The following is a 26,072-nucleotide window of genomic DNA, read 5'->3' on the forward strand; positions in this document are numbered from 1 at the left end:
CGCACGGGGATGGCCTCCGGGGGATGACGCCCGGCGCCGACGCCCCTATATATCGACAAACGCGAATATGTATGGGGCGATGTGATGGCTGGCGTAAAGCTTACCTGCCTTGACTGCGGTCAGGGCAACCGGATTCCCGAGGCAAAGCTCTCGGACAATCCCAAGTGCGGCACCTGCGGGGCGCCGCTGATGACCCAGAAACCCAAGGAAGTCAGCCTCGACTGGCTGAAGAAGGCGCAGAAGATCGACGACCTGCCGTTGGTCGTAGATTTCTGGGCGGCGTGGTGCGGCCCCTGCCGCATGATGGCCCCCGAGTTCGCCAAGGCGGCCGGTGCGCTCAAGGGCAAGGCGCGCTTCGTCAAGCTCGACACCGAGGCGAACCCGCAAGCTGGCGGGCTCTACGGCATCCGCGGCATTCCCCTGCTGGTGGCCTTCAAAGGCGGGCGCGAAACGGCCCGTCAGGCCGGAGCCATGCCGGCGGGGCAGATCATCGACTGGGTGGGCCGCGCCTGACTCCGCGCAGAAAAACCGCCACGCTTCGACACGTGGCGGTCTTAGCGAAGCATCTCTGAGCGCACTTCGACAGGGTTTTTCCGGGGGTGAGGCGCTGTAGACTGGCTTCCTTCGCACAGCATACCACATCTCTGACCGAGTCGCACCTCACGGCGTCGAGAAGTCAGCGCACCTGATTTTCCGCCCGTTTCATGCTAGGATGGCCCATGTCATCGCCGCAGGGAGGTGAAGCGATGCGATACATCACCATCACGACATGGGAACTGACCAGCGGGGCGGACTTTGCCCTGACCGTCAAGCAGGTGGAGGCGGTGCGCCTGCCTGCGCTGCTCGCCCTCGGTGCGGAGCGGGTCCAGCTGGTCCAGACCAGCGACCGGACTGTCGCGGCGATTTCGGAATGGCCCGACAAGCCCACCCGGGACGCCGCCGAGCGCGCCATTCAGGAGGTGCGCGACAAGGTGCGCCGCGAGGATTTCACCCGCATGACCGGAGAGATGGGCGGCAAGGTGGTCGCCGGGCTCTCGGCCGAGGAAGCGCGGGCGCTGGCGGGCTGAGATCCAAGCGAAGAAAAGGGCGAGCCAGATGGCCCGCCCCTTCCCTTGTGGCATGACCTGCGGCGATCAGGTCATGTCGTCGACGATCAGCGTCACCTCGTTAGCGCCCTGCACGCTCACCAGCACGACGTCATCCGCCGAGTAGTTCTCGTCCTCCAGCGCCTGGGCCACATGCGCGTTCTCCTCGATGGCGGTCCGCGCCATCTCGGCATCGGACTGCACGCGCGACATCTCGCTTTCCAGCGCGGCCGAGTTCTCGGCGCTTTCACCCTTCAACTCGCTCAGCGACACGATGTTCACGGTGGCATCATCGCCGAGCGCGGCGATCTGGCTCGACCACGAGGCGCTGTTGGCCTGACCGTTCTTCAGCTCGGCCATCAGGTTGCCCTGCGACAGGCCCGACGCGTTCTCGCTCGAGCTTGCGCCCATGCCCGTGTTGGCCTCGGCCGACACGGCTGCGTCCGCGCCGGCACCGCCGGCATTGGCATCCGCGCCCACGGACGCACCGCTCGCAAAGGCGGCGGTCGACATGGTTGCGGCAAGGGCGGCTGCGGTAACAAACTTGATCGTCATGGTTTCCTCCATTCACTACTGAACGCGCTTGTTGGCGTTCGGGAAGAGAACGAGGAGATCTGGCGTTGGTTTCGTGCGGATTGCGTTCCGGCGGAGCGTCGCCGGAAAGCGCCGAAACCATCCGCATGACGCCGCCGATCGGGCGACATCACATCAAATCGTGACCGATAGAGGGTTGAAACCGAGGGAGGCTTCGTGCCGTCGCGCGCCTGCGCGGGAGCGAAATCCGAAGCCGATAGCTGCCCGACCTGCGGACAGAGGGGTCCGGGACGGGGCATCCCCGTCCCGGACCAATTCGTGCCTTAGCGGTTGAACTTCTTGAACTTGACCCGCTTGGGCTCCAGCGCGTCCTCGCCGAGGCGGCGCTTCTTGTCTTCCTCGTAGTCCTCGAAGTTGCCTTCGAACCACTCCACGTGCGCCTCGCCTTCGAAGGCGAGGATGTGGGTGCAGATCCGGTCGAGGAAGAAGCGGTCGTGGCTGATGACCACGGCGCAGCCGGCGAAGTCGACCAGCGCATCTTCCAGCGCGCGGAGCGTTTCCACGTCGAGGTCGTTGGTCGGTTCGTCGAGGAGCAGCACGTTGCCGCCCGATTTCAGCAGGCGGGCCATGTGCACGCGGTTGCGTTCACCGCCCGAGAGCTGGCCGACCTTCTTCTGCTGGTCGCCGCCCTTGAAGTTGAAGGCCGAGCAGTAAGCGCGCGAGTTCATCTGCGCGTCGCCCAGTTCGATGATCTCGGCCCCGCCCGAGATCGCTTCCCACACGGTATCGCCCGCGTTCAGGTCGTCGCGCGACTGGTCGACGTAAGAGAGGTCGACGGTATCGCCATACTCGATCGAGCCGCCATCGGGCTGTTCCTGACCCGTCAGCATCTTGAACAGGGTCGATTTACCGGCGCCGTTCGGGCCGATCACGCCGACGATGCCGCCCGGCGGCAGGGCAAAGTCGAGATCCTCGATCAACAGCTTGTCGCCCATCGCCTTCTTCAGGCCGGTGACCTCGATCACCTTGTTGCCAAGGCGGGTGCCGTTCGGGATGACGATCTGGGCGCGCGACAGCTTCTCGCGCTCGGACTGGTTGGCCAGCTCGTTATAGGCCTGGATACGGGCCTTGGACTTGGCCTGCCGCGCCTTGGCGCCCTGCCGCATCCACTCGAGTTCGCGTTCCAGCGTCTTCTGCTTGGACTTGTCCTCGCGCGCCTCCTGCTCCAGCCGCTTGGCCTTCTGCTCCAGCCATGCGGAGTAGTTGCCCTCGTAGGGGATGCCCCGGCCCCGGTCGAGTTCGAGGATCCAGCCGGTGATGTCGTCGAGGAAGTAGCGGTCGTGGGTCACGATCAGGATCGTGCCCTTGTAGTCGATCAGGTGCGCCTGCAGCCAGGCGATGGTCTCGGCGTCGAGGTGGTTGGTCGGTTCGTCGAGCAGCAGCATGTCGGGCGCTTCGAGCAGCAGCTTGCACAGCGCCACGCGGCGGCGTTCCCCGCCCGACAGGTCGGCAATGCTGGCGTCGTCCGGCGGGCAGCGCAGCGCTTCCATCGAGACGTCGATCTGGCTGTCGAGATCCCAGAGGTTCTCGGCGTCGATCTGGTCTTGCAGTGCCGCCATCTCGTCCGCCGTCTCATCCGAGTAATTCATGGCGAGTTCGTTGTAGCGGTCGAGGATGTCCTTCTTGGCCTTCACGCCCAGCATGACGTTCTCCCGCACGTTCAGCGACTCGTCGAGCTTGGGCTCCTGCGGAAGATAGCCCACCTTGGCGCCTTCGGCGGCCCAGGCCTCGCCCGAGAAATCCTTGTCCATGCCGGCCATGATCTTCATCAGGGTCGACTTACCGGCGCCGTTGACGCCGACGACACCGATCTTCACGCCGGGCAGGAAGTTCAGGTTGATGTTTTCAAAGCACTTCTTGCCGCCGGGATAGGTCTTGGAGACACCCGACATATGATAGACGTATTGATAGGCAGCCATTGCTTCGATCCCGCGTTGTAAGGAGTTTGGCCGTATCTAGTGGATCTCGCGCGCCCTGACAACGCGGCGCGCGGAGGTTTTCGGGCCCCGGAGGGCCGGGCGTCAGTCGCCCTTCTTCCACTTGGCGCGGGTGCTCTCGGTGATCGGCCAGACCACGCGCGAGTTGTCGAAGTGATGCACCCGTGCGCCCTCGGAGTTGCGGCCCGACTGGTGATTGAGACAGGTGGCGATGGCGGCAACCACGTTCGGATCGGTATTGGCCGCGAGGTCGACCTCGTTGCCGTCGATGTGGTTGCTGAGCGCGGACCAGTCCGCCTTCTTGTTCAGGAGCTCGACAAAGGCATCCTTGGCCTTCTGCTGCTTGAGCTCGTCGAGCTGCACCCGCAGCTTCTCGTTCTTTGCAAGCCAGGCGTTGTCCTTGCCCCGGCGCAGGTGGCTCTGCCAGTTGGTATAGAGCGCATTGGCCTGCTGCGGCTTGCTGCGCTGGCCCGAGAGGATGGTGACCGGCTCGCCAAAGAAGGCCGAAACCTCGGTCAGCACGTTCAGGATCTTGCGGTCGATGCCGCCGGACTTGCCGTTGACGGTGCCCGCAGGGCCTTCGGCGGCTGCCGGGGCGGGCGCCGGTTCGGGGGCCGCAGCGGCAGCGGGCTGGATGGCGAACTCCTTGCGGGCCTGCTTGGCGACCATCTTGGCGATCTTGGCGGCGGCCTGCTCGGCCGGTTCCTTCTTCATCTGGCTGACCGCGAAGTACTTCTCGAACAGCTCGCGCGAGAAGGCCGCGATGGCCTCCGGGTCGGCGGCCTCCCCCGCTTCTGCGGACAGGCTGGCGATCAGGGCATCGCAAGCGGCGTCGCGCACGGCGACGGCTGCGGGATCGAGGGCGGCGGTATTCATGGCATATCCAGATGTTTCGGGGGCCGCGCGGCGGCGCGGGTCGGTCGCCAGACTATCGGAGCCGCCGGGCCCCGTCAAAACCGCCCTGTCGATTTTCTGCATCTTTCCGAGGGGGTTCGCGGGGGTTTGCCCCCAGCTTGTCATTGACAAAGCCGACAACCCCGGCAGAACGGGCAGGACAACTTTTGGAATTGCCTTGAACTATCGCTATCCCTTTGCCCGGCCCGGACAGACCATCGGCCTGCTCGGCGGATCCTTCGATCCGCCGCATCCCGGGCACGTTCACATCACCCTGCAGGCGCTCAAGCGCTTTGGACTGGATCGGGTGTGGTGGCTGGTCTCGCCGGGCAACCCGCTGAAGGCGCGCGGCCCGGCGCCGCTGGAGACGCGGATGGCGGCCTGCCGCGCGATCATGCAGCACCCGAGGGTCGAGGTCACCGACATCGAGGCGCAGGTCGGCACCCGGATCACCGCGCATACCATCGCGACCCTGCGGGCGATGTATCCCGGCGTGCGGTTCGTCTGGCTGATGGGCGCTGACAACCTTGCGCAGCTGCACCATTGGCAGGACTGGCGCTATATCATGGACAACGTGCCCGTCGGCGTGCTGGCGCGTCCGGGCGACCGGATTTCCGCCCGGATGTCTCCGGCAGCGCGCATCTACGCGCCCTACCGGATCAGCGGCACGGCGAGCCACCTGCTGGCTCAGGCGGAGCCGCCAGCATGGTGCTTTGTCAACGTGCCGATGGTGGACTGGAGCTCGACCGAGATCAGGGCGCGCGGGGACTGGTCAGCGTCTTAGGCTGGCCGAGACCAGCCCGGCGCCGATGATCAGCACGAGGCCCGCGATGGTGATCGGGTCGGGGAAGTCGCCGAAGACGGCCCAGCCAAGGCCGGTGGCTGCGATCAGCTGGAAATATACGAGCGGTGCGAGACGGGTGGATACCGTCCGCGAATAGGCCCAGAGCAGCAGCAGGTTTCCGGCCATCGAGAAGGCCGCGCTGGTGGCCGCGAGGCCCGCGACCGGCCAGGACGGCGCGGGCAGGCTGGCGAGACCCAGCGGCGCGAGGATCAGCGCGCTCATGACCAGCTGGGTAAAGGTGATCTCCAGCGGGCTTCCCACCTTGGCGACCCAGCGCGAGGCGGTGAGGTAAGCCCCGTAGAAGCTGCCCGCCAGTGCCGCCCAGATCAGGCCGCCCGAGCCGCCGATGCCGGGGCGCACCACCAGCAGCACACCGCAGAAGCCCAGCAGCATCAGCAGGCTGCGCCACAGCCCCGCCGGTTCGCGCAGCAGCACGGCGGAGAGGGTGAAGCTGACGATGGGGCCGACAAAGAAGGCGGCGAAGACATTGGCCAGCGGCTCGGTCCGCAGCGCGGTCTGGATCGACAGGATCCCGCAGGTGATGAGCAGCGCGCGCAACCAGAGCCGCCAGTCGGCAAGCAGCCGGAAGGCCGAGAACCGCACGAAGGGCAGCAGGATCGCCATGCCGATCAGGAAGCGCGACCAGGCCACGAAGACCGGGCTTGCGCCATAGCTGCCGGTCAGGAGCTTGCCCGCCAGATCGCCGGCGGGGATCATCGACATAGCGATGAACATGATAAGTACTGCCTGCCACATGGCGACGGCAATACCATGCCGCAAGAGCCTGCAAAAGACGAATGATCGCGCTTGTTTGCCGCGTCGGGCTGGGGTTAAGTACGGCCATGCAAATCCGTCCTACGCGTCGTTTCGTACTGGGAGGTCTGGCCGCCTGTCTCGCGGCTGGCGGCGCCCATGCCGGAGCGCCCGACGCCTCGCTGCGACCCGTGCCGCGCCCCGGCGAACCCCGCTCCCGGCTTCCTGCGCGGCCCGAAACCATGCTCGACCAGACCGGGTTTTCCGGCGATGTCGGCTGGGCCGTTTCCGATGTTAAAACCGGGCTGCCGCTGGAGGCCGTCGGCGGCGACCGGCGTCTGCCCCCGGCCAGCGTGGCCAAGGCGCTGACGACGCTCTACGCGCTTGAAACGCTGGGCCCCGATCACCGCTTCACCACCCGGATCCTCGGGGCCGGCACGCTGAGCAATGGGCGGCTGGACGGCGACCTGATCCTTTCGGGCGGCGGCGACCCGTTCCTGGATACCGACGCGCTGGCCGACCTGGCGAGCAAGCTGAAGGCGGCGGGCGTGCACGAGGTGCGCGGTGATTTTTACGTCGACGACAGCTGCCTGCCCTACACCCACAGCATCGACGAGGAACAGCCGGAACAGGTGGGCTACAGCCCGGCGGTTTCGGGCATCGCGCTGAACTTCAACCGGGTCCATTTCGAATGGAAACAGGCCTCGGGCGGGTATCAGGTGGCGATGGACGCGCGGACCGAGAAGTACCGCCCCGAGGTGGCCATGGCCGAGATGAAGGTCGTGAGCCGGGCCGCGCCGGTCTATACCTTTCAGGATGGCAACGGGCGCGACCAGTGGACCGTTTCGGCGCAGGCGCTTGGCACCGGCGGGTCGCGCTGGCTGCCGGTGCGCAGGCCCGCGGACTATGCGGGCGACGTGTTCCGCACCCTTGCCCGTGCCAACGGGATTGTCCTGAAGCCCGCCCGCAATGGCACCGGCCCGGCGGGCCAGCGGCTGGTGCTCGCGTCGCACAGCAGCCCGACGCTGACGGTGATCCTGAAGGACATGCTGAAGTACTCGAACAACCTGACCGCCGAGATGGTCGGGATGTCGGCCACCGCCGCGCGGGAAGGGACACCGCCGCGATCACTGAAGGATTCGGGGCTGTCGATGAGCCAATGGGCGACGCAGCGGTTCGGCATGAAGAGCACGCGGATGGTCGATCACTCCGGGCTTGGCGCCGACTCTCGCATGACGGCGGAGGACCTCGTGGCCGCGCTGGTCGACGCGCGGCGCAGCGGGGTGCTGCGGCCGCTGCTGAAGGCGGTTCCGGTGCTCGATTCCAAGGGGCGGCTGGTCAAGAACTCGAAGGTCAGGATCGACGCCAAGACCGGCACGCTGAACTTCGTCTCGGGGCTGGGCGGGTTCATCACCACCGACGACGGGACCGAACTGGCCTTTGCCATCTTCGCCGCCGATCCCGAAACCCGTTCGCATATCCCGAGGGAACAGCGGGAGCGCCCGCCGGGGGCGCGGCACTGGAACGGGCAGGCCAAGGTCTTTCAGCAGAAGCTGATTGCGCGGTGGAGCTCGATCTACGGCACCTGAGGCGTCGGCCCCTCAAGCAAGATCAGGGGGTTGCGCGGAAAATGTTTCGCGCGCGAAACATTCCAATTTTGCGACGTTTTACAGTGTGTTAGCAGGCCGCACGCCGTGTTAACCCGGAACATCGCCGGGACTGAACAGGACTATTTTTGATCCGGACGGGCGCTTGGCGCATATTCGGATCAGACCTGCGAAAGGCCCAGCCATGCGCCGATTGTTCCTGATCCTGTTCCTTGCCTTCTCGGCGGCCGCCCCTGCGGGAGCCCAGCAGGACGAGATACGCTCTGCCATCACCAGCCAGTTCGATGCCTTCCGGCAGGACGACTTCGACCGGGCGTTCTCGTTTGCCAGCCCCGGCATCCGGTCGCTGTTCCAGACCCCCGAGAACTTTGGGCGGATGGTGCAACAGGGCTATCCGATGGTCTATCGGCCCGCCGAGACACGGTTTCTTGACCTCAGCGAGATCGACGGCAGGCTGTGGCAGCGGGTGGAGGTGCTGGATGGCGCCGGGCGGCGGTTCTACCTTGGTTACCAGATGATCCCCACCGAGAATGGCTGGAAGATCAACGCGGTTACCCTGCTCGATCCGCCCGGCGCGTCGGTCTGACCTGCGCCAAGGGTCCGCGAGGACCGTGACGGTGCCCTGATCCGGCCTTAACCGATTTCCCTTACCCCGTCGGGCGCCTCCGGGACCGGCCCGGAGCCTGCGCGACCGGCAAGAAGGGAACCACATGAACATTGCGATCACCGATGGCGTCGAACTGGTGCCGCCCGCCTTTGCCGAGGGGCTGGACGTCTGGTCCAGCGGCAACGGCACCCCCGGATCGGACACCTACGATGGCGACCCGAACGCTGTCTTTGTCCCGTCGGATCAGGATTTCGCGGGCTGCCTCGAGCTTTACAAGACCAATGCCACCCAGAAGCTGCGCTACATGGGCGAGACGCCACTGCTGCCGGGGGCCTACCTGCGCGTCACCGCCCGGGTGAAGGCGGTCAGCGGCAACCTCCCCTCGGTGCGGATTGCGGGTTGGGCCGGGGCCGCGGGGGGCGGGCATGTATCGGATGTGACCGAGACCGGGCCCGCCACCGCGCTGACCACCTATGGCGAGGTGGTCGAGATCACGGCCATCATCGGGACCGGTATGCGGGTTGGGGTGGACATGGCCTGGGGCACCGCCGCGCTTTACGGGCATTTCGGGGTGGACCTGACCGGGCCGACCGGCGGCGTCGTGCGGATCGACGATATCGTCATCGAGGACATCACCTCGGCCTTTCTGCGGGACATGCTGAGCCTTGTGGACGTCCGGGACTTTGGCGCCCTGGGCGACGGCACCACCGACGACACCGCCGCGTTCGCAGCCGCGAATGCCGCTGCCGAGGGACGCCGGGTGCTGGTGCCCGCCGGTATCTACCAGCTGGACGACAGCGTGACCTTTGACGTGCCGGTGATCTTCGAAGGTACGGTGACGATGCCGACCGACAAGATGCTGCTGCTGACGCGCAACTACGACCTGGCGAGCTACGTGGACGCCTTTGGCGACGAGGAACTGGCCTTCAAGAAGGCCTTTCAGGCGCTGCTGAACAACTCCGACCATGCCGAGCTGGACCTTGGCGGGCGCAAGGTGAACCTCTCGGGTCCGGTCGACATGCAGGCGGCGGTGCCGAACAAGGACAGCTACGCCACCCGGCGGGTGATCCGGAACGGCCAGCTGAACGCGACCGGGGGCGCGGCATGGGACACGGAGACCGTGACCTCGCAGGCGAGCTACAGTGCCAGCAATGGCAGGACGCTGTCGGATGTCGCCAATGTTGCGAACATACCGGTGGGGGCGCTGGTCGAAGGCAACGGGGTGGGACGCGAGGTTTATGTCACTGCGCGCAACATCGGCGCACAGGAGCTTACGCTCAGCGCCCAGCTGCATGACGCGGAGGGCACGCAGACCTATACCTTTCGTGATTTCAAGTACATGCTCGATTTCTCAGGCTTCTCTCAGCTCAGCAAGTTCGAGCTGACCGAGGTCGAGATCCAGTGCAACGGTATCGCCAGCGGCATACGCCTTGCGCCGGCCGGGTCGGTGTTCAGCCTGCACCACTGCATCCTCAACAAGCCGAAGGATCGGGGGGTGACCTCGATTGCGGAAGGCTGCCAGGGCATGATCATCGACAATTGCCAGTTCCTCTCGAACGAGGACGCGCTGGATGTCGAGGACCGTGTCTCGATCGGGCTGAACGTCAACGCCAATGACGTCAAGCTGCGGCACAACCGGATCACACGGTTCCTGCATTTCGCGGTGCTGGAGGGGCAGAACCACACGGTGATCGGCAATCACCTGTTTCAGGGCGACACCAATTCGAACGGCGTGCGGACTGCGGGGATCGTGCTGATCGGCAACTACCACTGCACCACGATCGCGGCGAACTATATCGACAACTGCTGGATCGAGTGGACCAACGAGCACGACTCGACGCCGGATTTCACTTCGGGGTTCTCCTTTGCCTCGCTCAGCATCACCGACAACATCTGCCTTTGCACCGATGTCGCGGACTGGTTCAGCTTTATCGTGATCAAGCCTTTCGGCAGCGGGCACTACCTCAACGGGCTTTCGGTCACCGGCAACAAGTTCCGCTCGATCTCGGGCAGTATCGACCGGGTCGAGCGGATTGACAGCAGCCATGCCCCGCTGGATGCGAGCCGGTTCAAGAACGTGACCTTCGAGGCCAACACCTTTCACCAGGTCTCGCGTCAGGTGACCAATCCCGCCCGGGTGCAATACGTCGAGGCGACCCCGGCCAAGACATGGGTCGTCAGCCTGACCGACGCGATCCCCTTCGATGGCATGGCCCGGCGGGTCGACTCGGTGGTCAGCGTGGGCGCGATCAAGACCGCTGCGGACCAGACCCACTATGGCGTGCCCTTCATCCGCACCGAGCAGGGTGGCAGTGGCGACAAGGTCGACCTTGTCTGGGAGGAGGAGGTGCAGGGCGAGGTCGCGCTGACGGTGCGGATCGACCTCTGAGCGCCGTCAGAGCGACAGATCGGCCGGGGTCAGGTTGAAGGCCCGGCCGAAGCCGCCGTTCAGGAAGGCCCCGGTGACGCGGAAGCAGACGAAGTGGAAGTCGGCGAAACCGATGTAGAGCTTGGCCTTGGGGTGGCCGCGCAGATAATGCGCGGCCAGTGCCTCGCGCCCGGGGTCGTCCCGCCCGACGAATTCGGCCCCTGCCTGCAGGGTCAGCCTCGGGTGTGTCAGCGGATCGCCCCGCTCCCCCGGAGTTCCCACAAGTAGCGAACAAACCGGATCGGCGCGCAGGGCCTGCGTATGGGCGGCAAGGTCGGAGACCAGCGAGATCGGGCCGCCCTCGGGCGCGAGGCCGAGGGCGATGCGGGTGACGAAGGGGGCGCCCCCGCGCAGAACGGCCAGCGCGGCGGTGGTTTCTTCCTGCAGCAGGCGGCGGGCCAGCGCGCGGGCCTCGTCATCGGTCGGGCGGATGGGATCTGTCATGGCGCGGAGGTTAGGCGCAGGCCGGGTCAGCCACAACTGCGGCCATCGCAAGCCGCGTTCGCGCATGGGGCGAACGAGCGCTCAATTGCGCATTGTATTGGTGCCCGGCCCTGATATGCTGCATTGCAGCGAAGAGAGGGAGAATCCCTTGGGACACGTGATTACCATCGCCCAGCAGAAGGGCGGCGCCGGCAAGACCACGCTCGCCATCAACCTCGCCATCGGCTTTCTGCGCGCCGGAAAGACGGTCGCCCTGATGGATACCGACCCGCAGGGCAGCGCCGGACGCTGGTTCATGACCCGGATCGAGTCGCAGCAGGAGCCGGGCCTCGATTTCTCGACCGCCTCGGCCTGGGGCGTGCCCTACGAGTGCCGCAAGCTGGCCGACAGCCACGATATCGTCATCATCGACACCCCGCCCAAGGCCGACAGCGACCTGCGCCCGGCCCTGCGGGTGTCGGACCTCGTGCTGATCCCGGTGGCGACCAGCCATGTCGACCTCTGGGCGGTGGAGGTGGTGCTCTACCTCGCCGAGCGCGAGAGAAAACCGGCCATGATGGTGATGACCCGTGCCCGCCCCGGCACCCGGCTGGCCGCGGACGTGGCCGAGAAGGCAGCCGAGATGGAGGCCGAGGTGGCCGCGACCCCGATGGCGAACCGGGTCGTCTATGCCGAGACCCTCGGGCAGGGCAAGGCCGCGCTGGAGGCGCGCAAGGGCCCGGCCCATGCCGAGGTGATGGCGCTTGTCAGCGAAGTGGAGACGGCGCTCGAAAAGCTGTGATAGCATCGGGGTCAGCCAAGGGAGGAGCCAATGCTGACCATTTCGTCCGACGCCAATGTCCAGACCGTCATCACCACCTTCGAGATGACCCCGGGCACCTGTCATGACCTGCTCGAGGCGCTGACCGAGGCCTATGAACAGTTCATCTCCAAGCAACCGGGCTTCATCGCCGCCGGGCTGCACGTGAACGATGCCCAGACCCGCATCGCCAATTACTCGCAGTGGGAACGGCGCGAGGACTTTCAGGCCATGCTGCGCACCACCGAGATGCGCAAGCGCAACCGCGCCATCAACGAATTGTGCCGCAGCTTCGAGCCGGTGATGTACGACGTGGCGCAGAGTTTCGGCTGAGATCGCGGCGGCAGGTGATCTGGATCAAGGCCGAGCGCGGCCTAACTGTCCACTCTGGGCATCATATCGCACCGGAGGGCCGATCATGTACAAGAACATCCTGATTCCCGTCGCCTTCGACACCGAGCACGACGTCACCGGGCCGATGAAGCTGGCCGGGCTGCTGGCATCGCCCGGCGCGCGCATCACGCTGCTGCACGTGATCGAGCACATCCCGGCCTATGCCATCTCCTACATGCCGGTGGATTTCGTCACAGAAACGCGCAAGGCGATCCAGGCCCGGCTGGACGAGCTGGCGCAGCAGCTGCCCAATGCCACCGGCGAGGTGATCGAGGGGCACTCGGGCTCCAGCATCCTCGACTGGGCCGAACAGCACAGCCCCGACCTGATCGTGATCGACTCGCATCGCCCCGGCATGCAGGACCTGCTGATCGGCTCCACCGCCACGCAGGTGGTCCGGCACGCCAAATGCGCGGTGCACGTGGTCCGCTGAGCGACCGGGCGGCGGGTGCGCCGCCCCCTCGGCTCAGACCAGTTCGCCGGCCAGACCCTTGTCGATCAGGGCGATGGTCTCATTCACGCCGTAGAGCGCGATGAACCCGCCGAACCGCGGGCCCTGCGAGGCGCCGAGCAGCACCTCGTAGAGCGCCTTGAACCAGTCGCGCAGCGGTTCGAACCGGTCGCGGCCGCAGGCATAGACGATGGATTGCAGCGCCTCGTCGTCGAGCGGGCCGTCATAGGCGGCCAGCTGCGTCCGCAGATCCTCCAGCGCCTCGCGCTCGAGATCGGTCGGCGCGCGGAAGGTCTTCTCGGGCTTCACGAAGTCGTTGTAGTAGCGCACAGCGAACCCGGCGGCCTCGTCCATCTGCGGGTTGGTCGCCGGGCTGGCCTCGGGCGCATAGCGGCGGATGAAGCCCCAGAGCGCTTCCTTGTCCTCGGCGCTCGACACCGAGGCGAGGTTCAGCAGCATCGAGAAGGGCACCACCATGTCCGAGGCGGGCACGTTCGCGCCGTGGATGTGGTAGACCGGGTTGTTCAGCTGACCGGCGGCATCCTGCGTCGGGTAGGCGCGCAGCTGCTGGTGATACTCGTCCATCATCCGCGGGATGACGTCGAAGTAGAGCCGCTTGGCCGTCTTGGGCTTCTGGTACATGAAGTACGAGAGGCTCCCGGTGGAGGCATAGGTCAGCCATTCGTCGATCGAGATGCCGTTGCCCGAGGATTTCGAGATCTTCTGGCCCTTGTCGTCGAGGAACAGCTCGTAGGTGAAATGCTCGGGCTTGCGGCCGCCGAGGATCTCGCAGATCGAATCGTAGATCGGCGTATTGGTCGAGTGGTCCTTGCCGTACATCTCGAAATCGACGTCCAGCGCCGCCCAGCGGGCGCCGAAATCGGGCTTCCACTGAAGCTTCACGTTGCCGCCGGTGACCGGCAGGGTCCATTCCCGGCCATCCTCGTCGTCGAAGGTGATGGTGTAATTCTCGGGGTCCACCTTCTTCATCGGAACGTAGAGCACGCGGCCCGTCTCCGGGTGGATCGGCAGGAAGATCGAATAGGTCAGCTGGCGCTCCTCGCGCAGCGACTTGAGCATGACCTTCATCACCGCGTCATAGCGTTCGCAGGCGAGCTTCAGAACCTCGTCGAACTGGCCCGACTTGTAGAACTCGGTGGCCGAGTAGAACTCGTACTCGAACCCGAAGGTGTCGAGGAAACGGCGCAGCATGGCGTTGTTGTGATGGCCGAAGCTCTCGAATTCCTCGAAGGGATCGTAGACGCTGGTCAGCGGCTTCTGGATGTCCTCGCGCAGGCGTTCCTGGTTCGGCACGTTGCCCGGGATCTTGCGCATCCCGTCCATGTCGTCCGAGAAACAGATCAGACGGGTCGGAATGTCCGAGATCACCTCGAAGGCGCGGCGGATCATGGTGGTGCGCAGCACCTCGCCGAAGGTCCCGATGTGCGGCAGGCCCGAGGGGCCATAGCCGGTCTCGAACAGGACGTAACCCTTCTCCGGCGGTGCCTTCTCGTAGCGTTTGGCCACCCGGCGTGCCTCTTCGAAAGGCCATGCTTTGGATGCGAGAGCGGCTTCGCGCAGATCAGACATTGTTTACTCCGGAGGTTCCTTGCCGCGCACGCCGCGCGACCCGACGCCGCTACCTATTGTGCTGCGCCTGCGGCGTCAATATTTTGCTCATGAACCGAGCAAAGCGAAGGATACGCGACCTTGTCCGATACAGACCAACACCCGCTCAGCGCGCAGGACTGTCTTGTCGCCCTCATGGTGGCCGTTTCCGCGTCGGATGAGAACATCCGCACTGCCGAGCTGGTCAAGATCCAGTCCTCGGTGAACATGCTGCCGATCTTCGCCGACTACGACATCGACCGCATGAACAGCGTGACCCAGACCGTGTTCGACCTGTTCGAACAGGAGGACGGGCTCGACGCCCTGTTCGGGCTGATCCGCGACAACCTGCCCGAACGCCTGTTCGAGACCGCCTATGCGCTGGCCTGCGACGTGGCGGCCTCCGACGGCACCCTGACCGAGCCGGAACTGCGGCTGCTGGAAGAGGTCCGCTACGAGCTGAACCTCGACCGCCTGCACGCCGCCGCCATCGAGCGCGGTGCCCGCGCCCGGCATCTGACGCTCTGAGACACGAAAAAGGGCGGCCCGCGCCGCCCCTTCTTTGGGTTCCAAGTATCCCGGGGAGCGCGAGGGGCTGGCCCCTCGCTCCTGCCCTCGACGTCAGCCGCGCGCGCGGATCACCTGCAGCAGCGGCAGCAGCGCGGCCATTTCCGGCCCGCGTTCCTGCCCGGTCAGCGCCTTGCGCAGCGGCATGAACAGGCCCTTGCCCTTGCGGCCGGTCTTTTCCTTCACCGCCGCCGTCCAGCTGCCCCAGGTGGTTTCGTCATGGGGCTGCGGCGGCAGCATCGCCATCGCCTCGGCGATGAACTCGCGGTCCTCGTCGGCGATCAGCGGCTCGGCACCGTCGCGGCAGAGGGTCCACCAGCCTTCGAGATCGGCGAGGGTGGTGATGTTCTCGCGCGCGACGGTCCAGAAGGCCTCGGCCTTGTCCGCCGGGACGCCCAGCGCGTCGATATGGGCGCGCACGGACTCCAGCGGCTGCTGCTGCAGGAAGTGCGCGGTCAGCGGGAAGAGGTCGTTCTCGTCGAACTTGGTCGGGGCCGAACCGAAGCGGGTGATGTCGAAGCCCTCGATCAGCTTCGCCATGTCCGACTGCAGTTCCACCGGGTCGGAGGAGCCGAGCCGCGCCATCAGCGAGAGCAGCGCCGCCGGTTCCACGCCCTTGGCACGCAGGTCGCGCAACGAGAGCACGCCGAGGCGCTTGGACAGCGCTTCGCCCTGCGGGCCGGTCAGCAGCGAGTGGTGCGCGAAATCGGGGGCCTTGCCGCCCAGCGCCTCGATGATCTGGATCTGGGTCGCGGTGTTGGTCACGTGGTCCGAGCCGCGCACGATGTTGGTCACGCCCATGTCCATGTCGTCGACCACCGACGCGAGGGTGTAGAGCACCTGACCGTCGGCGCGGATCAGCACCGGGTCCGACACGCTGGCCGCGTCGATCGAGATGTCGCCGAGGATGCCGTCGTGCCACTCGATGCGTTCCTGGATCAGCTTGAAGCGCCAGACGCCCGCACCGCGTTCGGCGCGCAGCTTGTCCTTCTCGGCCTCGGACAGGTTCAGCGCGGCGCGGTCATAGACCGGCGGCTTGCCCATGTTCAGCTGTTTCTTGCGCTTGAGGTCCAGTTCGGTCGGGGTCTCGAAGGCCTCGTAGAAGCGGCCCTTGGCGCGCAGTTCGTCGGCGGCCTCGGCGTAGCGGTCCAGCCGCAGCGACTGGCGCTCGAACCGGTCCCAGGTCAGACCCAGCCAGGTCAGGTCTTCCTTGATCGCCTCGACGTATTCTTCCTTCGACCGCTCCGGGTCGGTGTCGTCGATGCGCAGGATGAACTCGCCGCCGGATTTGCGGGCGATCAGGTAGTTCATCAGCGCGGTGCGCAGGTTGCCGATATGGATGTAGCCCGTGGGCGACGGGGCGAAACGGGTGGTGGTCATGTGCGTCTCCAGGTCGCCGTCCTGTTGTCACATGGCTTTGTGTTTGTCCAGTTTGCTTGCTGCAACTACGCTATGCCCCATGCCCATGCCCTACCCCTATCGCCATGCCGATGCCGAGTGGCGCGCCTTTCTGGCGGATGCGCGAGAGCGTATGGACCTCGCGTCGGACAACATGGCCTACAATGCCATCGACGGCGTGTTCCGCGCCTTTCGCCGCCGCCTGACGGGCCCGCAGGGCATCGGCTTTGCCAGCGTTCTGCCCGCCGTGCCCCGGGCGATCTTTGTCTTCGAGTGGGAGGTGGATGCCGCGCCGGTGCCCTTTGCCAGCCGCGAGGAGATGACGCGCGAGGCGCAGGCCCTGCGGCCGCATCACAACCTGACGCCCGGCAATTGCATTGAAGCCGTCGCCTATGCGCTGCGCCGCGCGGTCCTGCCCGCGCCGCTGGCCCGGGCACTGGCCGCCTGCCCCCAAGGCTCAACAGAGTTCTGGCGGACCGATGCGGATCCTTCGGACCTCGGCCCGCGCTTTGGCTGAAAGGGTCAGAACCCGGCGTCGGGCCGGATTTTGCTGCCGTCGAAGAACCGTGCGAGGCGGAATTCGTGCGGGTCGACCACGGGTGTGCGGCCGGTGACGAGATCGGCCATCAGGCGGCCCGCGCCGGGGCCGAGGCCGAAGCCGTGGCCGGAAAAGCCGGTCGCGATGTAGAAGCCCGGGATCTGGTCCACGGCCGAGATCACCGGGATGGCATCCGGGGTCACGTCGATCATACCGGCCCAGCTTTGCACGATGTCGGCCTGTTCGAAGATCGGAAAGGCGCGGAGGATGGCGTTCCAGCTGCGCCGCAGCATCTTTTGCGAGGGCGCGGGATCGAGCACGCGGCATTTCTCGAAGGCGGTGGTCTCGTCCGGGCGCCAGCGCCGGGCCTGCGAGGCCTCCACCGCCCAGCGCCCGGACAGGCGGAAGCCGAGCGAGCGCCAGTCGGCGCGATAGGCGGGCAGGAAGCGGAGCCCGAGGCGGAAGCTGTCGGGCACGATGTCGACCACATTCTCGTGGCCCGAGGCGATGGTGTAGCCGCCGTCCTCGCGCTTGCGGAAGGCGAAACCGTCGGACCAGACCGAGGCGGCGGGGCCGTCGACCGGGGTGGTGCGCAGCACCGTGTTCATCACCTTGAGCTGCGGCAGGGAAATGCCCGCATTGCCCGAGAACAGGCGCGACCATGCCCCGCCGGCAAGGACGACCTGCTCGCAGCGGATGCGGCCTTTTTCCGTGATCACACCGGCGACCCGGCCGCCCTGGATGTCGAGGCTGCGGACCGCGCAGGCAGTCATCACCGTGGCCCCGGCGGTGCGGGCGCCCTCGGCGATGGCGGGCGCCGCCCATTGCGGTTCGGCCCTGCCGTCGACCGGCGTATAAAGCGCGCCCTTCACCTTCATCCGGTGGCCGGGCATCAGGTTGTCGAGTTCGCTGCCGTTGATCACGCGGCATTCGATCTGGTGTGGCGCGAGGTGGCGCGACCAGCGTTCGTTCTCGGCGACGCCACGTTCGTTCGGCGAGGTGAAGAGAATGCCGCTCTGGGTATAGCCGGTGCGCCCGCCGACGCGCGCATCGAGCCCTTCCCAGATGCGGATCGCCTCGATCATCAGGGGAATTTCGCGCGGGTCCCTCTGCGAGAGGCGGACCCAGCCCCAGTTGCGGCTGGACTGTTCCCCGGCGATCTGGCCCTTTTCGCAGAGCACGACCGACAGGCCCCGTTCGGCCAGTTCCAATGCCGTCGAAGCGCCGACGATGCCCCCGCCGATGACAACGACATCGACTTGTTCGGGCACACGGTAATCACTTTCAAAATGGGGCAGCGACGGTCCAGGCATGGCGTTATCTAGCCGTAGCGAGTCGGGCCGGTCCATACGGGAAAACCCGACCTTCAGAGGTTCCCCGGGAACATCGACATTAAGCACACAGTCCAACGCTAACATGCTAGTGCGCCCGGGCGGCCCTTCTCCGCAGGGTCCCGGTATCCCATATCTTCGCGATGCAACAGAACACCAGCACAGAGCATTTCGAGGACGTCGCCCGCCGCACCGTGGAGGCGATGCCGGGGATCTTTCGCAAGGCCGCGCGCGAGGTCGCCCTGCTGGTGGCGGAGTGGCCCGCCGCCGAGATGCTGCGCGAGCTCGGGATCTCGCACCGGCTGGAGCTGACCGGGCTTTACGAGGGCATTCCGGTGACCGAGAAATCGGTCTGGGACCAGCCGCAGCAGCCCGATGTGGTCTGGCTGTTCCGGCAGCCGATCCTCGCCGAATGGCGCGACCGTGGCGACGTGACGCTCGACGAGCTGATCACCCACGTCACGATCCACGAATTCGCCCACCACTTCGGCTGGAGCGACGACGACATCGCCGCCATCGACCGGTGGTGGGAGTAGCTCAGCTCGGGTCGCGCCAGCGGTTGACGATGGGGTAGCGACGGTCGAGCCAGAAGGCGTGTTTGGTCAGGCGCGCGCCGGGGGCGGACTGGAAGCGCTTGTATTCGCTGATGTAGATCAGTTTCTCGACCTTCTGCGCGGTGGCGCGGTCGAAACCGGCGGCCACGCAGTCGGCGATGGAGCCGTCCTTGTCGACGAGGATCTCGAGGATCGCATCGAGTTCCGGGTAGTCGGGCAGGCTGTCGCTGTCCTTCTGGTCGGCGCGCAGTTCGGCGGAGGGCGGCTTGTCGATCACGCGGGGCGGGATCACCTCGCCCGCCGGGGCCAGCATCCACGGGCGGTGGTTCTGGTTGCGCCAGCGGCATTGTTCGAACACGCGGGTCTTGTAGAGGTCCTTGATCGGGTTGTAGCCGCCCGCCATGTCTCCGTAGATGGTGGCATAGCCGACCGCGACCTCGGACTTGTTGCCGGTGGTCAGCAGCATCTCGCCGAACTTGTTCGACATGGCCATCAGGAGCAGGCCGCGCAGGCGCGACTGGATGTTTTCCTCGGTCAGGTCGGGCTGGAGACCGGCGAAGAGCGGCGCCAGCGTCTCGGTGATCGCGGCGCGGCCCTGGCTGATCGGGACGTAGTCGTAACGGCAGCCGAGCGCCTTGGCGACGGCCTCGGCATCCTCCAGCGACTCGGGCGAGGTGTATTCGGACGGCAGCATCACGCAGCGCACGTTCTCGGGGCCGATGGCGTCGGCGGCGATGGTGGCGACGATGGCGGAGTCGATGCCCCCGGACAGGCCCAGCAGGACCTTCTTGAAGCCGGTCTTGCGCATGTAGTCGCGCAGGGAGTCGACCATCACGCGATAGTCCTGCTCCCATTCGCTGGGATGAGCGTGCTCCTCGCCCTCGACGATGCGCCAGCCCTCAGGGCCGCGTTCGAGGTCGACATGGGCGATCCCCTCGTCGAACTGGGGCATCTGGAAGGCCAGCCTGCCGCCGGGGTTCAGCCCGAAGGTGGCGCCGTCAAAGACCTGATCGTCCTGACCGCCGACCATGTTGAGATAGATCAGCGGCAGGCCGGTCTCGACCACGCGGGCGACCATGTGGTTCAGCCGGGTGTCATGCTTGCCGCGATAGTATGGGGAGCCGTTCGGGACCAGCAGGAACTCGGCCCCGGTCTCGGCCAGCGTCTCGGGCACCTCGGGGTGCCAGGCATCCTCGCAGATCGGCGAGCCGACGCGGGTGTTGCCGACCGAGTAGGGCCCGCCGAGCGGGCCGCTGTCGTAGATGCGCACCTCGTCGAAGACGGTCTCGTTCGGCAGGTCGTGCTTGAGCACGCGGCTGACGACACGTCCGGCGCGGCAGATGTGATAGGCGTTGAACAGGCCCGCGCCTTCGATCCAGGGGCCACCGACGGCCAGCGCCGGACCCTCTGCGCAGTCTTTCGCCAACTGCTCGATCGCGGCGATCGCCGTCTGGTGAAAGATCGGTTTCATCACCAGGTCCTGGGTGTTGTAACCGGTGATGAACATCTCGGGCAGCGCGACCATGTCGGCCCCGGCCTCGCGGCCCTGCTCCCATGCGGCGCGCGCCTTTGCGGCGTTCCCCTCGATGTCGCCCACCGTGGGATTCAGCTGTGCAAGTGTGATGCGAAAGCGATCGCTCATGCGGTCCTCTGCCCGTTCCCTATCTGTCAGCCCGTTTAACAGATAGACACCCGGGGGAAAGCGGATAACCGCAAAAGACGTTGCTCCGGACCCGCCCGTCGCCTAATTTCAACGGGCCGTGGCACGGTTCCGCGGCAGAACGGGGCAGACAGGAACTATCATGACTCGACCCTCTTACGTATTGGCAGCGACGCTCGCGCTCTCGCTGGCAGGCCAGGCTTTCGCCCAGCAGTCTTCGGAAGTGATGACCACGCAGGACGACATCGGCGGCGTCTACGAGGGCACGTTCCGCAACGGTCTTCAGCACGGGACCGGCACCTACAAGCTGCCCAACGGCTACGAGTATTCGGGCGAATGGGCCGATGGCGAGATCAAGGGCAAGGGCACCGCGCGCTTTCCCAACGGATCGGTCTACGAGGGCGAATTCGCCAAGGGCAAACCCGAGGGGATCGGCAAGATCACCTTTGCCGACGGCGGCACTTACGAAGGCGAGTGGCTGGACGGCAAGATCAACGGCAAGGGCATTGCGATCTATGCCAATGGCGTGCGCTACGAGGGCGAGTTCCGCGATGCGCGCCACCACGGCACCGGCACGATGACGAGCCCCGGCGGCTACGAGTACAAGGGCAGCTGGGTCGACGGCGAGAAGCAGGGCCAGGCGGTCATCACCTACCCGGACGGGGCCGTCTACGAGGGCGACATCGTCGCCGGTGAACGGGAGGGCAATGGCACGCTGACCCTGCCCGACGGGCTGGTCTACGTGGGCAGCTGGAAGGACGGCCAGATCGACGGGACCGGGACGCTGACCCAGCCCAACGGCGACGTCTATACCGGCGCGCTGGTCGCCGGGCGGCGGCAGGGCGAGGGCCGCGTGCAGTACGCCAACGGCGACATCTACGAAGGCAGCTTTGCCGACGACCGCCGCGACGGACAGGGCACATTTACCGGCACCGACGGCTACGTCTACACCGGGTCCTGGGTGGCCGGGCAGATCGAGGGTCAGGGCCGGGTGACCTATCCCGACGGCTCGGTCTACGAGGGCCAGTTCAAGAGCGACCTTGCGGACGGTCAGGGCAAGATCACCTATCCCGACGGCTCGACCTACGAAGGCGGCTGGGTCGCCGGGGTGATCGAGGGCGACGGCGTGGCGCGCTATGCCAACGGCACGGTCTACGAGGGGTCTTTCAAGAACGCCAAGAACGACGGTCAGGGCGTGATGACCTACGAGGACGGCTATCGCTACGAAGGCGAATGGCGCGACGGACAGCGGCATGGGCAGGGCACGGCGACCTATGCCGACGGCTCGGTCTACACGGGCCAGTTCATCGCCGGCCAGCGCGACGGCGATGGCGAGATCACCATGGCGGGGGGGTTCCGCTACAAGGGCCAGTGGCGCGATGGCGAGATCAGCGGCGAAGGCGTGGCGACCTATGCCAATGGCGACGTCTACGAAGGGTCCTTCGTGAACGGCAAGCGGCAGGGTCAGGGTACCATGCGCTATGCCTCGGGTCAGGAAGCCAGCGGCACCTGGGAGAACGGGGCGCTGCAGAAGGACGAGGCCGGGACTGGGACCGACACTGGCACCGGTGCCGCCAGCGAAGCGGCGCCTGCCGCCGAGACGACCGAGCAGACCGCTCCGGCCGAGCAGGACACCACCCAGACACCGAGCGAGTAAGGTGAGAGAAAGGCGGGCGGTCCGGGTCCGGACCTAGCTTGCCACCTGAACCGGGGCGGGCTTTGCCACCACGGGGTCGGCGCCCTTGTCGGCGACCGGCGCGGCGACGGCCAGCGGCACGAGGGCGATGAAGGTCGTCCCTTCTCCGATGACGCTCTCGTAGTCGATGCTGCCGCCGTGCTGCTCGAGGATCTGCTGGGTGATGTGCATCCCGAGCCCCGAGCCGCCGCGATTGCGAGTGTCGGAGGAATCGACCTGGGTGAAGCGGCCGAAGACCTTGGCGCGGGCGTCCTCGGGGATGCCGATCCCGTTGTCGCTGATCCGGACCTCGGCCTGCGACCCGACCACCGAGACCGACAGGCGGACGACGCCGGGATCCTTGGAGAACTTGATCGCGTTCGAGAGGATGTTCGCCAGCACCTGCATCAGCCGCTGGCGGTCTCCGTCCACCGGAACGGCAACCGGGGCCGGGCGGAACTCGAAGGTCATCGGCTTGTTCGCCTGATAGCTCTCGATCCGAGTCAGGGCGGTTTCGGCCAGCTGGTTGAGGTCGAGCCGCTCCATCGAGATCGAGAACTCGGCCTTTTCGAGGCGCTGGACGTCCAGCAGATCGTCGACCAGCCGCGCGAGGGTCTCGGCGTTGTCGCGGGCGAGGCGGATCAGCTTTTCCACCTTTTCCGGTTCGGCGGCGACGTTGGCCCGTGCCAGCAGTTCGGTCGCGCCCTTGATCACCGTGAGCGGGGTGCGCAGCTCGTGGCTGACCGTCGAGAGGAAGCGGGTCTTGGCAAGATCGGCCGCCTGCGCCTTTTCCGCCGCTTCTTCCTGGGCCGAGACGTCGACCAACGAGATCAGCCAGCCCAGCTGGTGCCCGGCATGCAGGAAAGAGAGCGGATAGACGCGGGCGGCGAAGCTGCGGCCATCGCGGCGTATGATGCGCACGGCGCCCTCGGCGTCGCCTGTCCGGAGGTGGCCGATCATGTCGCCGATGTCGGGATGGGCCAGCAGGCTCGACTGTTCGGCCACGCCCTTCAGCGCCAGCACCGACTTGGCCTCGGGGTTGGCGTCGATCAGGCGCCCCTGCATGTCGGCCAGCACGATGGGATCGCGGGTGTTGTAGAAGATCAGGTCGCGCCCGATGGCGGTCATGTCGACCCAGCGATGATCGGTCGACATCCAGAACACGAAGGACAGGCTGACCGAGAAGACCAGCGGGGTCGGGTCCATGCCGAAGATGGTGACGCCGCCGAAGGTGTAGGCGAGGTCGGCGGTGATCGGCAGCATCGTCACCACCAGCAGCTTCTTCAGGAAGCTGCGCACGCCGAGCGAGGCCAGCGTGAGGGCCCGGAAGGTGATGGCGACCGAGCTGAGCACCACCACGTAGAGATAGGCGACGGAGGCGAAGAACACCGGCCCGTGGTCATAGATCACCGAGAGGCGGACGCCGTTGTCGACCAGCCGCGTGCCGGTGCCGTAGAACCCGTCGTAGTAGGGAACGGCAAGGGCCGCTGCCGTGATCAGCGCGGGCGCGATCAGCAGGCCGACCCAGCGCGCCCAGCCGGGCACCCGGCGGGCCAACGCGTATTCGTAGAGGAAGAAGGCCCAGGCCGTGGGGGTCAGAACGATCCCCGGCCAGGCGACGCGCGCGGCCAGCACCTTGCAGTCGAACGTATGGCTGGAGAACTCCAGCAGGACCGAGAGCAGCCACCACGCCATTGCCGCCATCGCCAGCATGAACCAGCCATGCCCGAGGGTATTGGGAAAGCGGCGCACGAGGTAGGAAACGGTCGCGACCAGCGTCAGCGTCGCCAGCACCGTCCAGACGGCGGGATCGCCCGCGTCGAACGCGAGGCACGCACTATCGTACAGGCTGGCTATGGTCTTGCTCTTTCTGCTTCAGGGTCTCTTTGCCGACGCGTCGGCACGAGCCTTGTCATTGTCGCCGAATTAGGCCCTCGGGCCGGTCAGGCCAAGCCGGCAAGGGGCCGCGGGGAAAAATTCGGTTTCTTGTTGCACGAATGCACGGCAACCGTGGCGGAAACCGGACCGCGCGATGGCATTATTGCAGCCGGGAGAACAGTTCCGGCGGCGGTATCGCCCTGACCCGGAGGAAATTCTTCCTTTCCATTTACCAAGATCGCGGTATAACGGCCCCCATGTTGAACCGCGCCCATACCTCGACCCTGACCGCATTCCGCGGAACGTCGCTGCGCGGCCTACTGATCCTAACACGCCTCTGAGCGTGCCACCCCTGGCGCGCCCGCTCAGAGGATGATGCCTGCGCGCCATTGGCTTTAGGACAGATACAGAAAGTTTCGGACATGACCCAAGCAATCGACAAAGATCGCGTGCTGATCTTCGATACCACCTTGCGTGACGGTGAGCAGTCTCCCGGCGCGACCATGACCCACAACGAAAAGCTCGAGATCGCTGGGCTGCTCGACGAGATGGGCGTCGACATCATCGAGGCCGGTTTCCCGATCGCCTCGGAAGGCGACTTCCGCGCTGTTTCGGACATTGCGAAGAACGCCAAGACCTCGGTGATCTGCGGCCTCGCCCGCGCGAACTTCGCCGATATCGACCGCTGCTGGGAGGCGGTGAAACACGCGCGTCAGCCGCGCATCCATACTTTCATCGGCACCTCGCCGCTGCACCGCGCCATTCCGAACCTGACGATGGACGAGATGGCCGAGCGCATCCACGAGACGGTGAGCCACGCGCGCAACCTCTGCGACAACGTGCAGTGGTCGCCGATGGACGCGACGCGGACGGAATGGGAGTACCTCGCCCGCGTGGTCGAGATTGCCATCAAGGCGGGCGCCACCACGATCAACATTCCCGACACCGTCGGGTATACCGCGCCGGCAGAGAGCGCCGACCTGATCAAGCGCCTGATCGCCGAGGTGCCGGGTGCGTCGGACATCATCTTTGCCACCCACTGCCACAACGACCTTGGCATGGCGACGGCGAACTCGCTGGCCGCCGTCGCGGGCGGTGCGCGGCAAATCGAGTGCACCATCAACGGCCTTGGCGAGCGCGCGGGCAACACGGCGCTGGAAGAGGTGGTGATGGCGCTGAAGGTGCGCCACGACATCATGCCGTGGACCACCGGGATCGACACCACCAAGATCATGAACATCTCGCGCCGCGTGGCGACCGTGTCGGGCTTCCCGGTGCAGTTCAACAAGGCGGTGGTCGGCAAGAACGCCTTTGCGCACGAGTCCGGCATTCACCAGGACGGGATGCTCAAGAACGTCGAGACCTTCGAGATCATGCGCCCCGAGGACGTGGGCCTGACCGCCTCGAACCTCGTCATGGGCAAGCACTCGGGCCGCGCCGCGCTGCGCGACAAGCTGCGCCAGCTTGGTTTCGAGGTGGGTGACAACCAGCTGAAGGACGTTTTCGTTCGCTTCAAGGAACTCGCCGACCGCAAGAAGGAAGTCTACGACGACGACCTCGTCGCGCTGATGCGTGTGGGTGAGGACTCCGAGAACGATTACCTCAAGATCAAGTCGCTGAAGGTCGTGTGCGGCACCACCGCGCCGCAGACCGCGGAGCTGATCATGGAAGTGGGCGGCGAGGAGAAATCGACCACGCAGACCGGCGACGGTCCGGTCGATGCGACCTTCAACGCGGTGAAGGCCCTGTTCCCGCATTCGGCACGGCTCCAGCTTTACCAGGTGCACGCGGTGACCGAGGGCACCGACGCACAGGCCACCGTCTCGGTGCGGATGGAAGAGGACGGGCGCGTCGTGACCGGCCAGTCGGCGGATACCGACACCGTTGTCGCCTCGGCCAAGGCCTATGTGAACGCGCTGAACCGCCTCGTCGTGCGCCGGTCCAAGACCGCGCCGGGGACGGACTCGCGCGAGGTCTCCTACAAGGACGTTTCCTGAGCTTTGGGTGGCGCGGCCTGCGGGTCGCGC

The 26,072-nt window shown here is 66.1% G+C and carries 24 protein-coding genes; 14 read left to right on the forward strand and 10 right to left on the reverse strand.

Going from position 1 to position 26,072, the window contains the following annotated elements; genetic code table 11:
• Positions 1-84: 84 nt before the first annotated feature.
• Both DDT93_RS12620 and DDT93_RS12625 read left to right on the forward strand, forming a co-directional pair.
• Entirely contained in the window at positions 85-513 is a 429-nt protein-coding gene (locus DDT93_RS12620) for a thioredoxin domain-containing protein (protein WP_109466198.1), read from the forward strand.
• Between the two features lie 233 nt (positions 514-746).
• The gene (locus DDT93_RS12625; protein WP_109466199.1) at positions 747-1,067 is read left to right on the forward strand and encodes a hypothetical protein; all 321 of its coding nucleotides are present in this window, start codon (positions 747-749) and stop codon (positions 1,065-1,067) included.
• A gap of 66 nt (positions 1,068-1,133) precedes the next feature.
• On the opposite strand, the gene DDT93_RS12630 is transcribed toward DDT93_RS12625, so the two are convergent.
• From DDT93_RS12630 to DDT93_RS12640, 3 genes are all read right to left on the reverse strand, one after another.
• The gene (locus tag DDT93_RS12630; RefSeq protein ID WP_157960159.1) at positions 1,134-1,640 is read right to left on the reverse strand and encodes a hypothetical protein; all 507 of its coding nucleotides are present in this window, start codon (positions 1,638-1,640) and stop codon (positions 1,134-1,136) included.
• 302 nt (positions 1,641-1,942) lie between these two features.
• Entirely contained in the window at positions 1,943-3,598 is a 1,656-nt protein-coding gene (ettA, locus tag DDT93_RS12635; RefSeq protein ID WP_109466201.1) for an energy-dependent translational throttle protein EttA, read from the reverse strand.
• 102 nt (positions 3,599-3,700) lie between these two features.
• Positions 3,701-4,492, reverse strand: coding sequence for a hypothetical protein (locus DDT93_RS12640; RefSeq protein ID WP_109466202.1), 792 nt, complete (start codon positions 4,490-4,492; stop codon positions 3,701-3,703).
• 196 nt (positions 4,493-4,688) lie between these two features.
• Here DDT93_RS12640 and DDT93_RS12645 point away from each other — a divergent pair, with 196 nt between their 5' ends.
• Positions 4,689-5,294 (forward strand): nicotinate-nucleotide adenylyltransferase, encoded by a 606-nt coding sequence (locus DDT93_RS12645; protein ID WP_232825444.1) that lies wholly within the window; start codon positions 4,689-4,691, stop codon positions 5,292-5,294.
• Here the strand turns inward: DDT93_RS12645 and DDT93_RS12650 are convergent.
• Positions 5,283-6,089, reverse strand: a complete 807-nt coding sequence (locus DDT93_RS12650) for a DMT family transporter (RefSeq protein ID WP_232825445.1) — start codon at positions 6,087-6,089, stop codon at positions 5,283-5,285. The two genes, DDT93_RS12645 and DDT93_RS12650, sit on opposite strands and share 12 nt — an antisense overlap.
• A gap of 107 nt (positions 6,090-6,196) precedes the next feature.
• Here DDT93_RS12650 and dacB point away from each other — a divergent pair, with 107 nt between their 5' ends.
• From dacB to DDT93_RS12665, 3 genes are all read left to right on the forward strand, one after another.
• On the forward strand, positions 6,197-7,696 hold the full coding sequence (dacB, locus tag DDT93_RS12655) for a D-alanyl-D-alanine carboxypeptidase/D-alanyl-D-alanine endopeptidase (protein WP_109466330.1): 1,500 nt from the start codon (positions 6,197-6,199) through the stop codon (positions 7,694-7,696).
• Between the two features lie 202 nt (positions 7,697-7,898).
• Positions 7,899-8,300 carry a DUF4864 domain-containing protein gene (locus DDT93_RS12660; RefSeq protein WP_109466205.1) on the forward strand — a complete coding sequence of 134 codons (402 nt, stop codon included), beginning with the start codon at positions 7,899-7,901 and terminating at the stop codon, positions 8,298-8,300.
• Positions 8,301-8,424: 124 nt separating this feature from the next.
• Positions 8,425-10,710 (forward strand): glycosyl hydrolase family 28-related protein, encoded by a 2,286-nt coding sequence (locus DDT93_RS12665; protein ID WP_109466206.1) that lies wholly within the window; start codon positions 8,425-8,427, stop codon positions 10,708-10,710.
• Positions 10,711-10,716: 6 nt separating this feature from the next.
• On the opposite strand, the gene DDT93_RS12670 is transcribed toward DDT93_RS12665, so the two are convergent.
• Positions 10,717-11,193: a HugZ family pyridoxamine 5'-phosphate oxidase gene (locus DDT93_RS12670; protein WP_109466207.1), complete on the reverse strand. Its 477-nt coding sequence runs from the start codon at positions 11,191-11,193 to the stop codon at positions 10,717-10,719.
• A gap of 148 nt (positions 11,194-11,341) precedes the next feature.
• Here DDT93_RS12670 and parA point away from each other — a divergent pair, with 148 nt between their 5' ends.
• From parA to DDT93_RS12685, 3 genes are all read left to right on the forward strand, one after another.
• Positions 11,342-11,974, forward strand: coding sequence for a ParA family partition ATPase (gene parA / locus DDT93_RS12675; protein WP_232825446.1), 633 nt, complete (start codon positions 11,342-11,344; stop codon positions 11,972-11,974).
• A 30-nt stretch (positions 11,975-12,004) separates the two neighbouring features.
• Positions 12,005-12,325, forward strand: coding sequence for an antibiotic biosynthesis monooxygenase family protein (locus DDT93_RS12680; RefSeq protein WP_109466209.1), 321 nt, complete (start codon positions 12,005-12,007; stop codon positions 12,323-12,325).
• An 85-nt stretch (positions 12,326-12,410) separates the two neighbouring features.
• Entirely contained in the window at positions 12,411-12,818 is a 408-nt protein-coding gene (locus tag DDT93_RS12685) for a universal stress protein (RefSeq protein WP_109466210.1), read from the forward strand.
• 33 nt (positions 12,819-12,851) lie between these two features.
• Here DDT93_RS12685 and DDT93_RS12690 read toward each other — a convergent pair whose 3' ends face one another.
• Entirely contained in the window at positions 12,852-14,426 is a 1,575-nt protein-coding gene (locus DDT93_RS12690) for a lysine--tRNA ligase (protein WP_109466211.1), read from the reverse strand.
• Positions 14,427-14,600: 174 nt separating this feature from the next.
• Between DDT93_RS12690 and DDT93_RS12695 the strand changes: the two genes are divergently transcribed.
• Positions 14,601-14,972 carry a tellurite resistance TerB family protein gene (locus tag DDT93_RS12695; RefSeq protein ID WP_408607932.1) on the forward strand — a complete coding sequence of 124 codons (372 nt, stop codon included), beginning with the start codon at positions 14,601-14,603 and terminating at the stop codon, positions 14,970-14,972.
• Between the two features lie 93 nt (positions 14,973-15,065).
• On the opposite strand, the gene gltX is transcribed toward DDT93_RS12695, so the two are convergent.
• Complete coding sequence (gene gltX, locus DDT93_RS12700) at positions 15,066-16,391, reverse strand: glutamate--tRNA ligase (RefSeq protein WP_109466213.1); 1,326 nt, start codon at positions 16,389-16,391, stop codon at positions 15,066-15,068.
• A gap of 79 nt (positions 16,392-16,470) precedes the next feature.
• Between gltX and DDT93_RS12705 the strand changes: the two genes are divergently transcribed.
• Positions 16,471-16,926, forward strand: coding sequence for a DUF2267 domain-containing protein (locus DDT93_RS12705; protein ID WP_109466214.1), 456 nt, complete (start codon positions 16,471-16,473; stop codon positions 16,924-16,926).
• 5 nt (positions 16,927-16,931) lie between these two features.
• Here DDT93_RS12705 and DDT93_RS12710 read toward each other — a convergent pair whose 3' ends face one another.
• Positions 16,932-18,260, reverse strand: coding sequence for an NAD(P)/FAD-dependent oxidoreductase (locus tag DDT93_RS12710; protein WP_109466215.1), 1,329 nt, complete (start codon positions 18,258-18,260; stop codon positions 16,932-16,934).
• 161 nt (positions 18,261-18,421) lie between these two features.
• Here DDT93_RS12710 and DDT93_RS12715 point away from each other — a divergent pair, with 161 nt between their 5' ends.
• Positions 18,422-18,814, forward strand: coding sequence for a metallopeptidase family protein (locus DDT93_RS12715; protein ID WP_109466216.1), 393 nt, complete (start codon positions 18,422-18,424; stop codon positions 18,812-18,814).
• Position 18,815: 1 nt separating this feature from the next.
• On the opposite strand, the gene DDT93_RS12720 is transcribed toward DDT93_RS12715, so the two are convergent.
• Positions 18,816-20,474 carry an NAD+ synthase gene (locus tag DDT93_RS12720; RefSeq protein ID WP_109466217.1) on the reverse strand — a complete coding sequence of 553 codons (1,659 nt, stop codon included), beginning with the start codon at positions 20,472-20,474 and terminating at the stop codon, positions 18,816-18,818.
• Positions 20,475-20,634: 160 nt separating this feature from the next.
• Here DDT93_RS12720 and DDT93_RS12725 point away from each other — a divergent pair, with 160 nt between their 5' ends.
• Positions 20,635-22,149 (forward strand): MORN repeat-containing protein, encoded by a 1,515-nt coding sequence (locus DDT93_RS12725; protein WP_109466218.1) that lies wholly within the window; start codon positions 20,635-20,637, stop codon positions 22,147-22,149.
• 33 nt (positions 22,150-22,182) lie between these two features.
• Here the strand turns inward: DDT93_RS12725 and DDT93_RS12730 are convergent, their stop codons facing one another.
• On the reverse strand, positions 22,183-23,961 hold the full coding sequence (locus DDT93_RS12730; protein WP_109466219.1) for a sensor histidine kinase: 1,779 nt from the start codon (positions 23,959-23,961) through the stop codon (positions 22,183-22,185).
• 506 nt (positions 23,962-24,467) lie between these two features.
• On the opposite strand from DDT93_RS12730, the gene DDT93_RS12735 reads away from it, so the two are divergent.
• Positions 24,468-26,042, forward strand: coding sequence for a 2-isopropylmalate synthase (locus DDT93_RS12735; protein ID WP_109466220.1), 1,575 nt, complete (start codon positions 24,468-24,470; stop codon positions 26,040-26,042).
• Positions 26,043-26,072: the final 30 nt, after the last annotated feature.

Source organism: Albibacillus kandeliae, assembly GCF_003116585.1.
GTDB classification, from domain to species: Bacteria; Pseudomonadota; Alphaproteobacteria; order Rhodobacterales; family Rhodobacteraceae; genus Albibacillus; species Albibacillus kandeliae.

Coding starts and splice junctions, on each gene's coding strand:
- ettA (WP_109466201.1), bottom strand. CDS start 3,598: ATGGCTGCCTATCAATACGTCTATCATATGTCGGGTGTCTCCAAGACC.
- DDT93_RS12720 (WP_109466217.1), bottom strand. CDS start 20,474: ATGAGCGATCGCTTTCGCATCACACTTGCACAGCTGAATCCCACGGTG.
- DDT93_RS12640 (WP_109466202.1), bottom strand. CDS start 4,492: ATGAATACCGCCGCCCTCGATCCCGCAGCCGTCGCCGTGCGCGACGCC.
- dacB (WP_109466330.1), top strand. CDS start 6,197: ATGCAAATCCGTCCTACGCGTCGTTTCGTACTGGGAGGTCTGGCCGCC.
- DDT93_RS12660 (WP_109466205.1), top strand. CDS start 7,899: ATGCGCCGATTGTTCCTGATCCTGTTCCTTGCCTTCTCGGCGGCCGCC.
- DDT93_RS12735 (WP_109466220.1), top strand. CDS start 24,468: ATGACCCAAGCAATCGACAAAGATCGCGTGCTGATCTTCGATACCACC.
- DDT93_RS12695 (WP_408607932.1), top strand. CDS start 14,601: ATGGTGGCCGTTTCCGCGTCGGATGAGAACATCCGCACTGCCGAGCTG.
- DDT93_RS12715 (WP_109466216.1), top strand. CDS start 18,422: ATGCAACAGAACACCAGCACAGAGCATTTCGAGGACGTCGCCCGCCGC.
- DDT93_RS12705 (WP_109466214.1), top strand. CDS start 16,471: ATGCCCATGCCCTACCCCTATCGCCATGCCGATGCCGAGTGGCGCGCC.
- DDT93_RS12685 (WP_109466210.1), top strand. CDS start 12,411: ATGTACAAGAACATCCTGATTCCCGTCGCCTTCGACACCGAGCACGAC.
- DDT93_RS12725 (WP_109466218.1), top strand. CDS start 20,635: ATGACTCGACCCTCTTACGTATTGGCAGCGACGCTCGCGCTCTCGCTG.
- DDT93_RS12670 (WP_109466207.1), bottom strand. CDS start 11,193: ATGACAGATCCCATCCGCCCGACCGATGACGAGGCCCGCGCGCTGGCC.
- DDT93_RS12690 (WP_109466211.1), bottom strand. CDS start 14,426: ATGTCTGATCTGCGCGAAGCCGCTCTCGCATCCAAAGCATGGCCTTTC.
- gltX (WP_109466213.1), bottom strand. CDS start 16,391: ATGACCACCACCCGTTTCGCCCCGTCGCCCACGGGCTACATCCATATC.
- DDT93_RS12665 (WP_109466206.1), top strand. CDS start 8,425: ATGAACATTGCGATCACCGATGGCGTCGAACTGGTGCCGCCCGCCTTT.
- DDT93_RS12625 (WP_109466199.1), top strand. CDS start 747: ATGCGATACATCACCATCACGACATGGGAACTGACCAGCGGGGCGGAC.
- DDT93_RS12680 (WP_109466209.1), top strand. CDS start 12,005: ATGCTGACCATTTCGTCCGACGCCAATGTCCAGACCGTCATCACCACC.
- DDT93_RS12620 (WP_109466198.1), top strand. CDS start 85: ATGGCTGGCGTAAAGCTTACCTGCCTTGACTGCGGTCAGGGCAACCGG.
- DDT93_RS12650 (WP_232825445.1), bottom strand. CDS start 6,089: ATGTTCATCGCTATGTCGATGATCCCCGCCGGCGATCTGGCGGGCAAG.
- DDT93_RS12710 (WP_109466215.1), bottom strand. CDS start 18,260: ATGCCTGGACCGTCGCTGCCCCATTTTGAAAGTGATTACCGTGTGCCC.
- DDT93_RS12630 (WP_157960159.1), bottom strand. CDS start 1,640: ATGACGATCAAGTTTGTTACCGCAGCCGCCCTTGCCGCAACCATGTCG.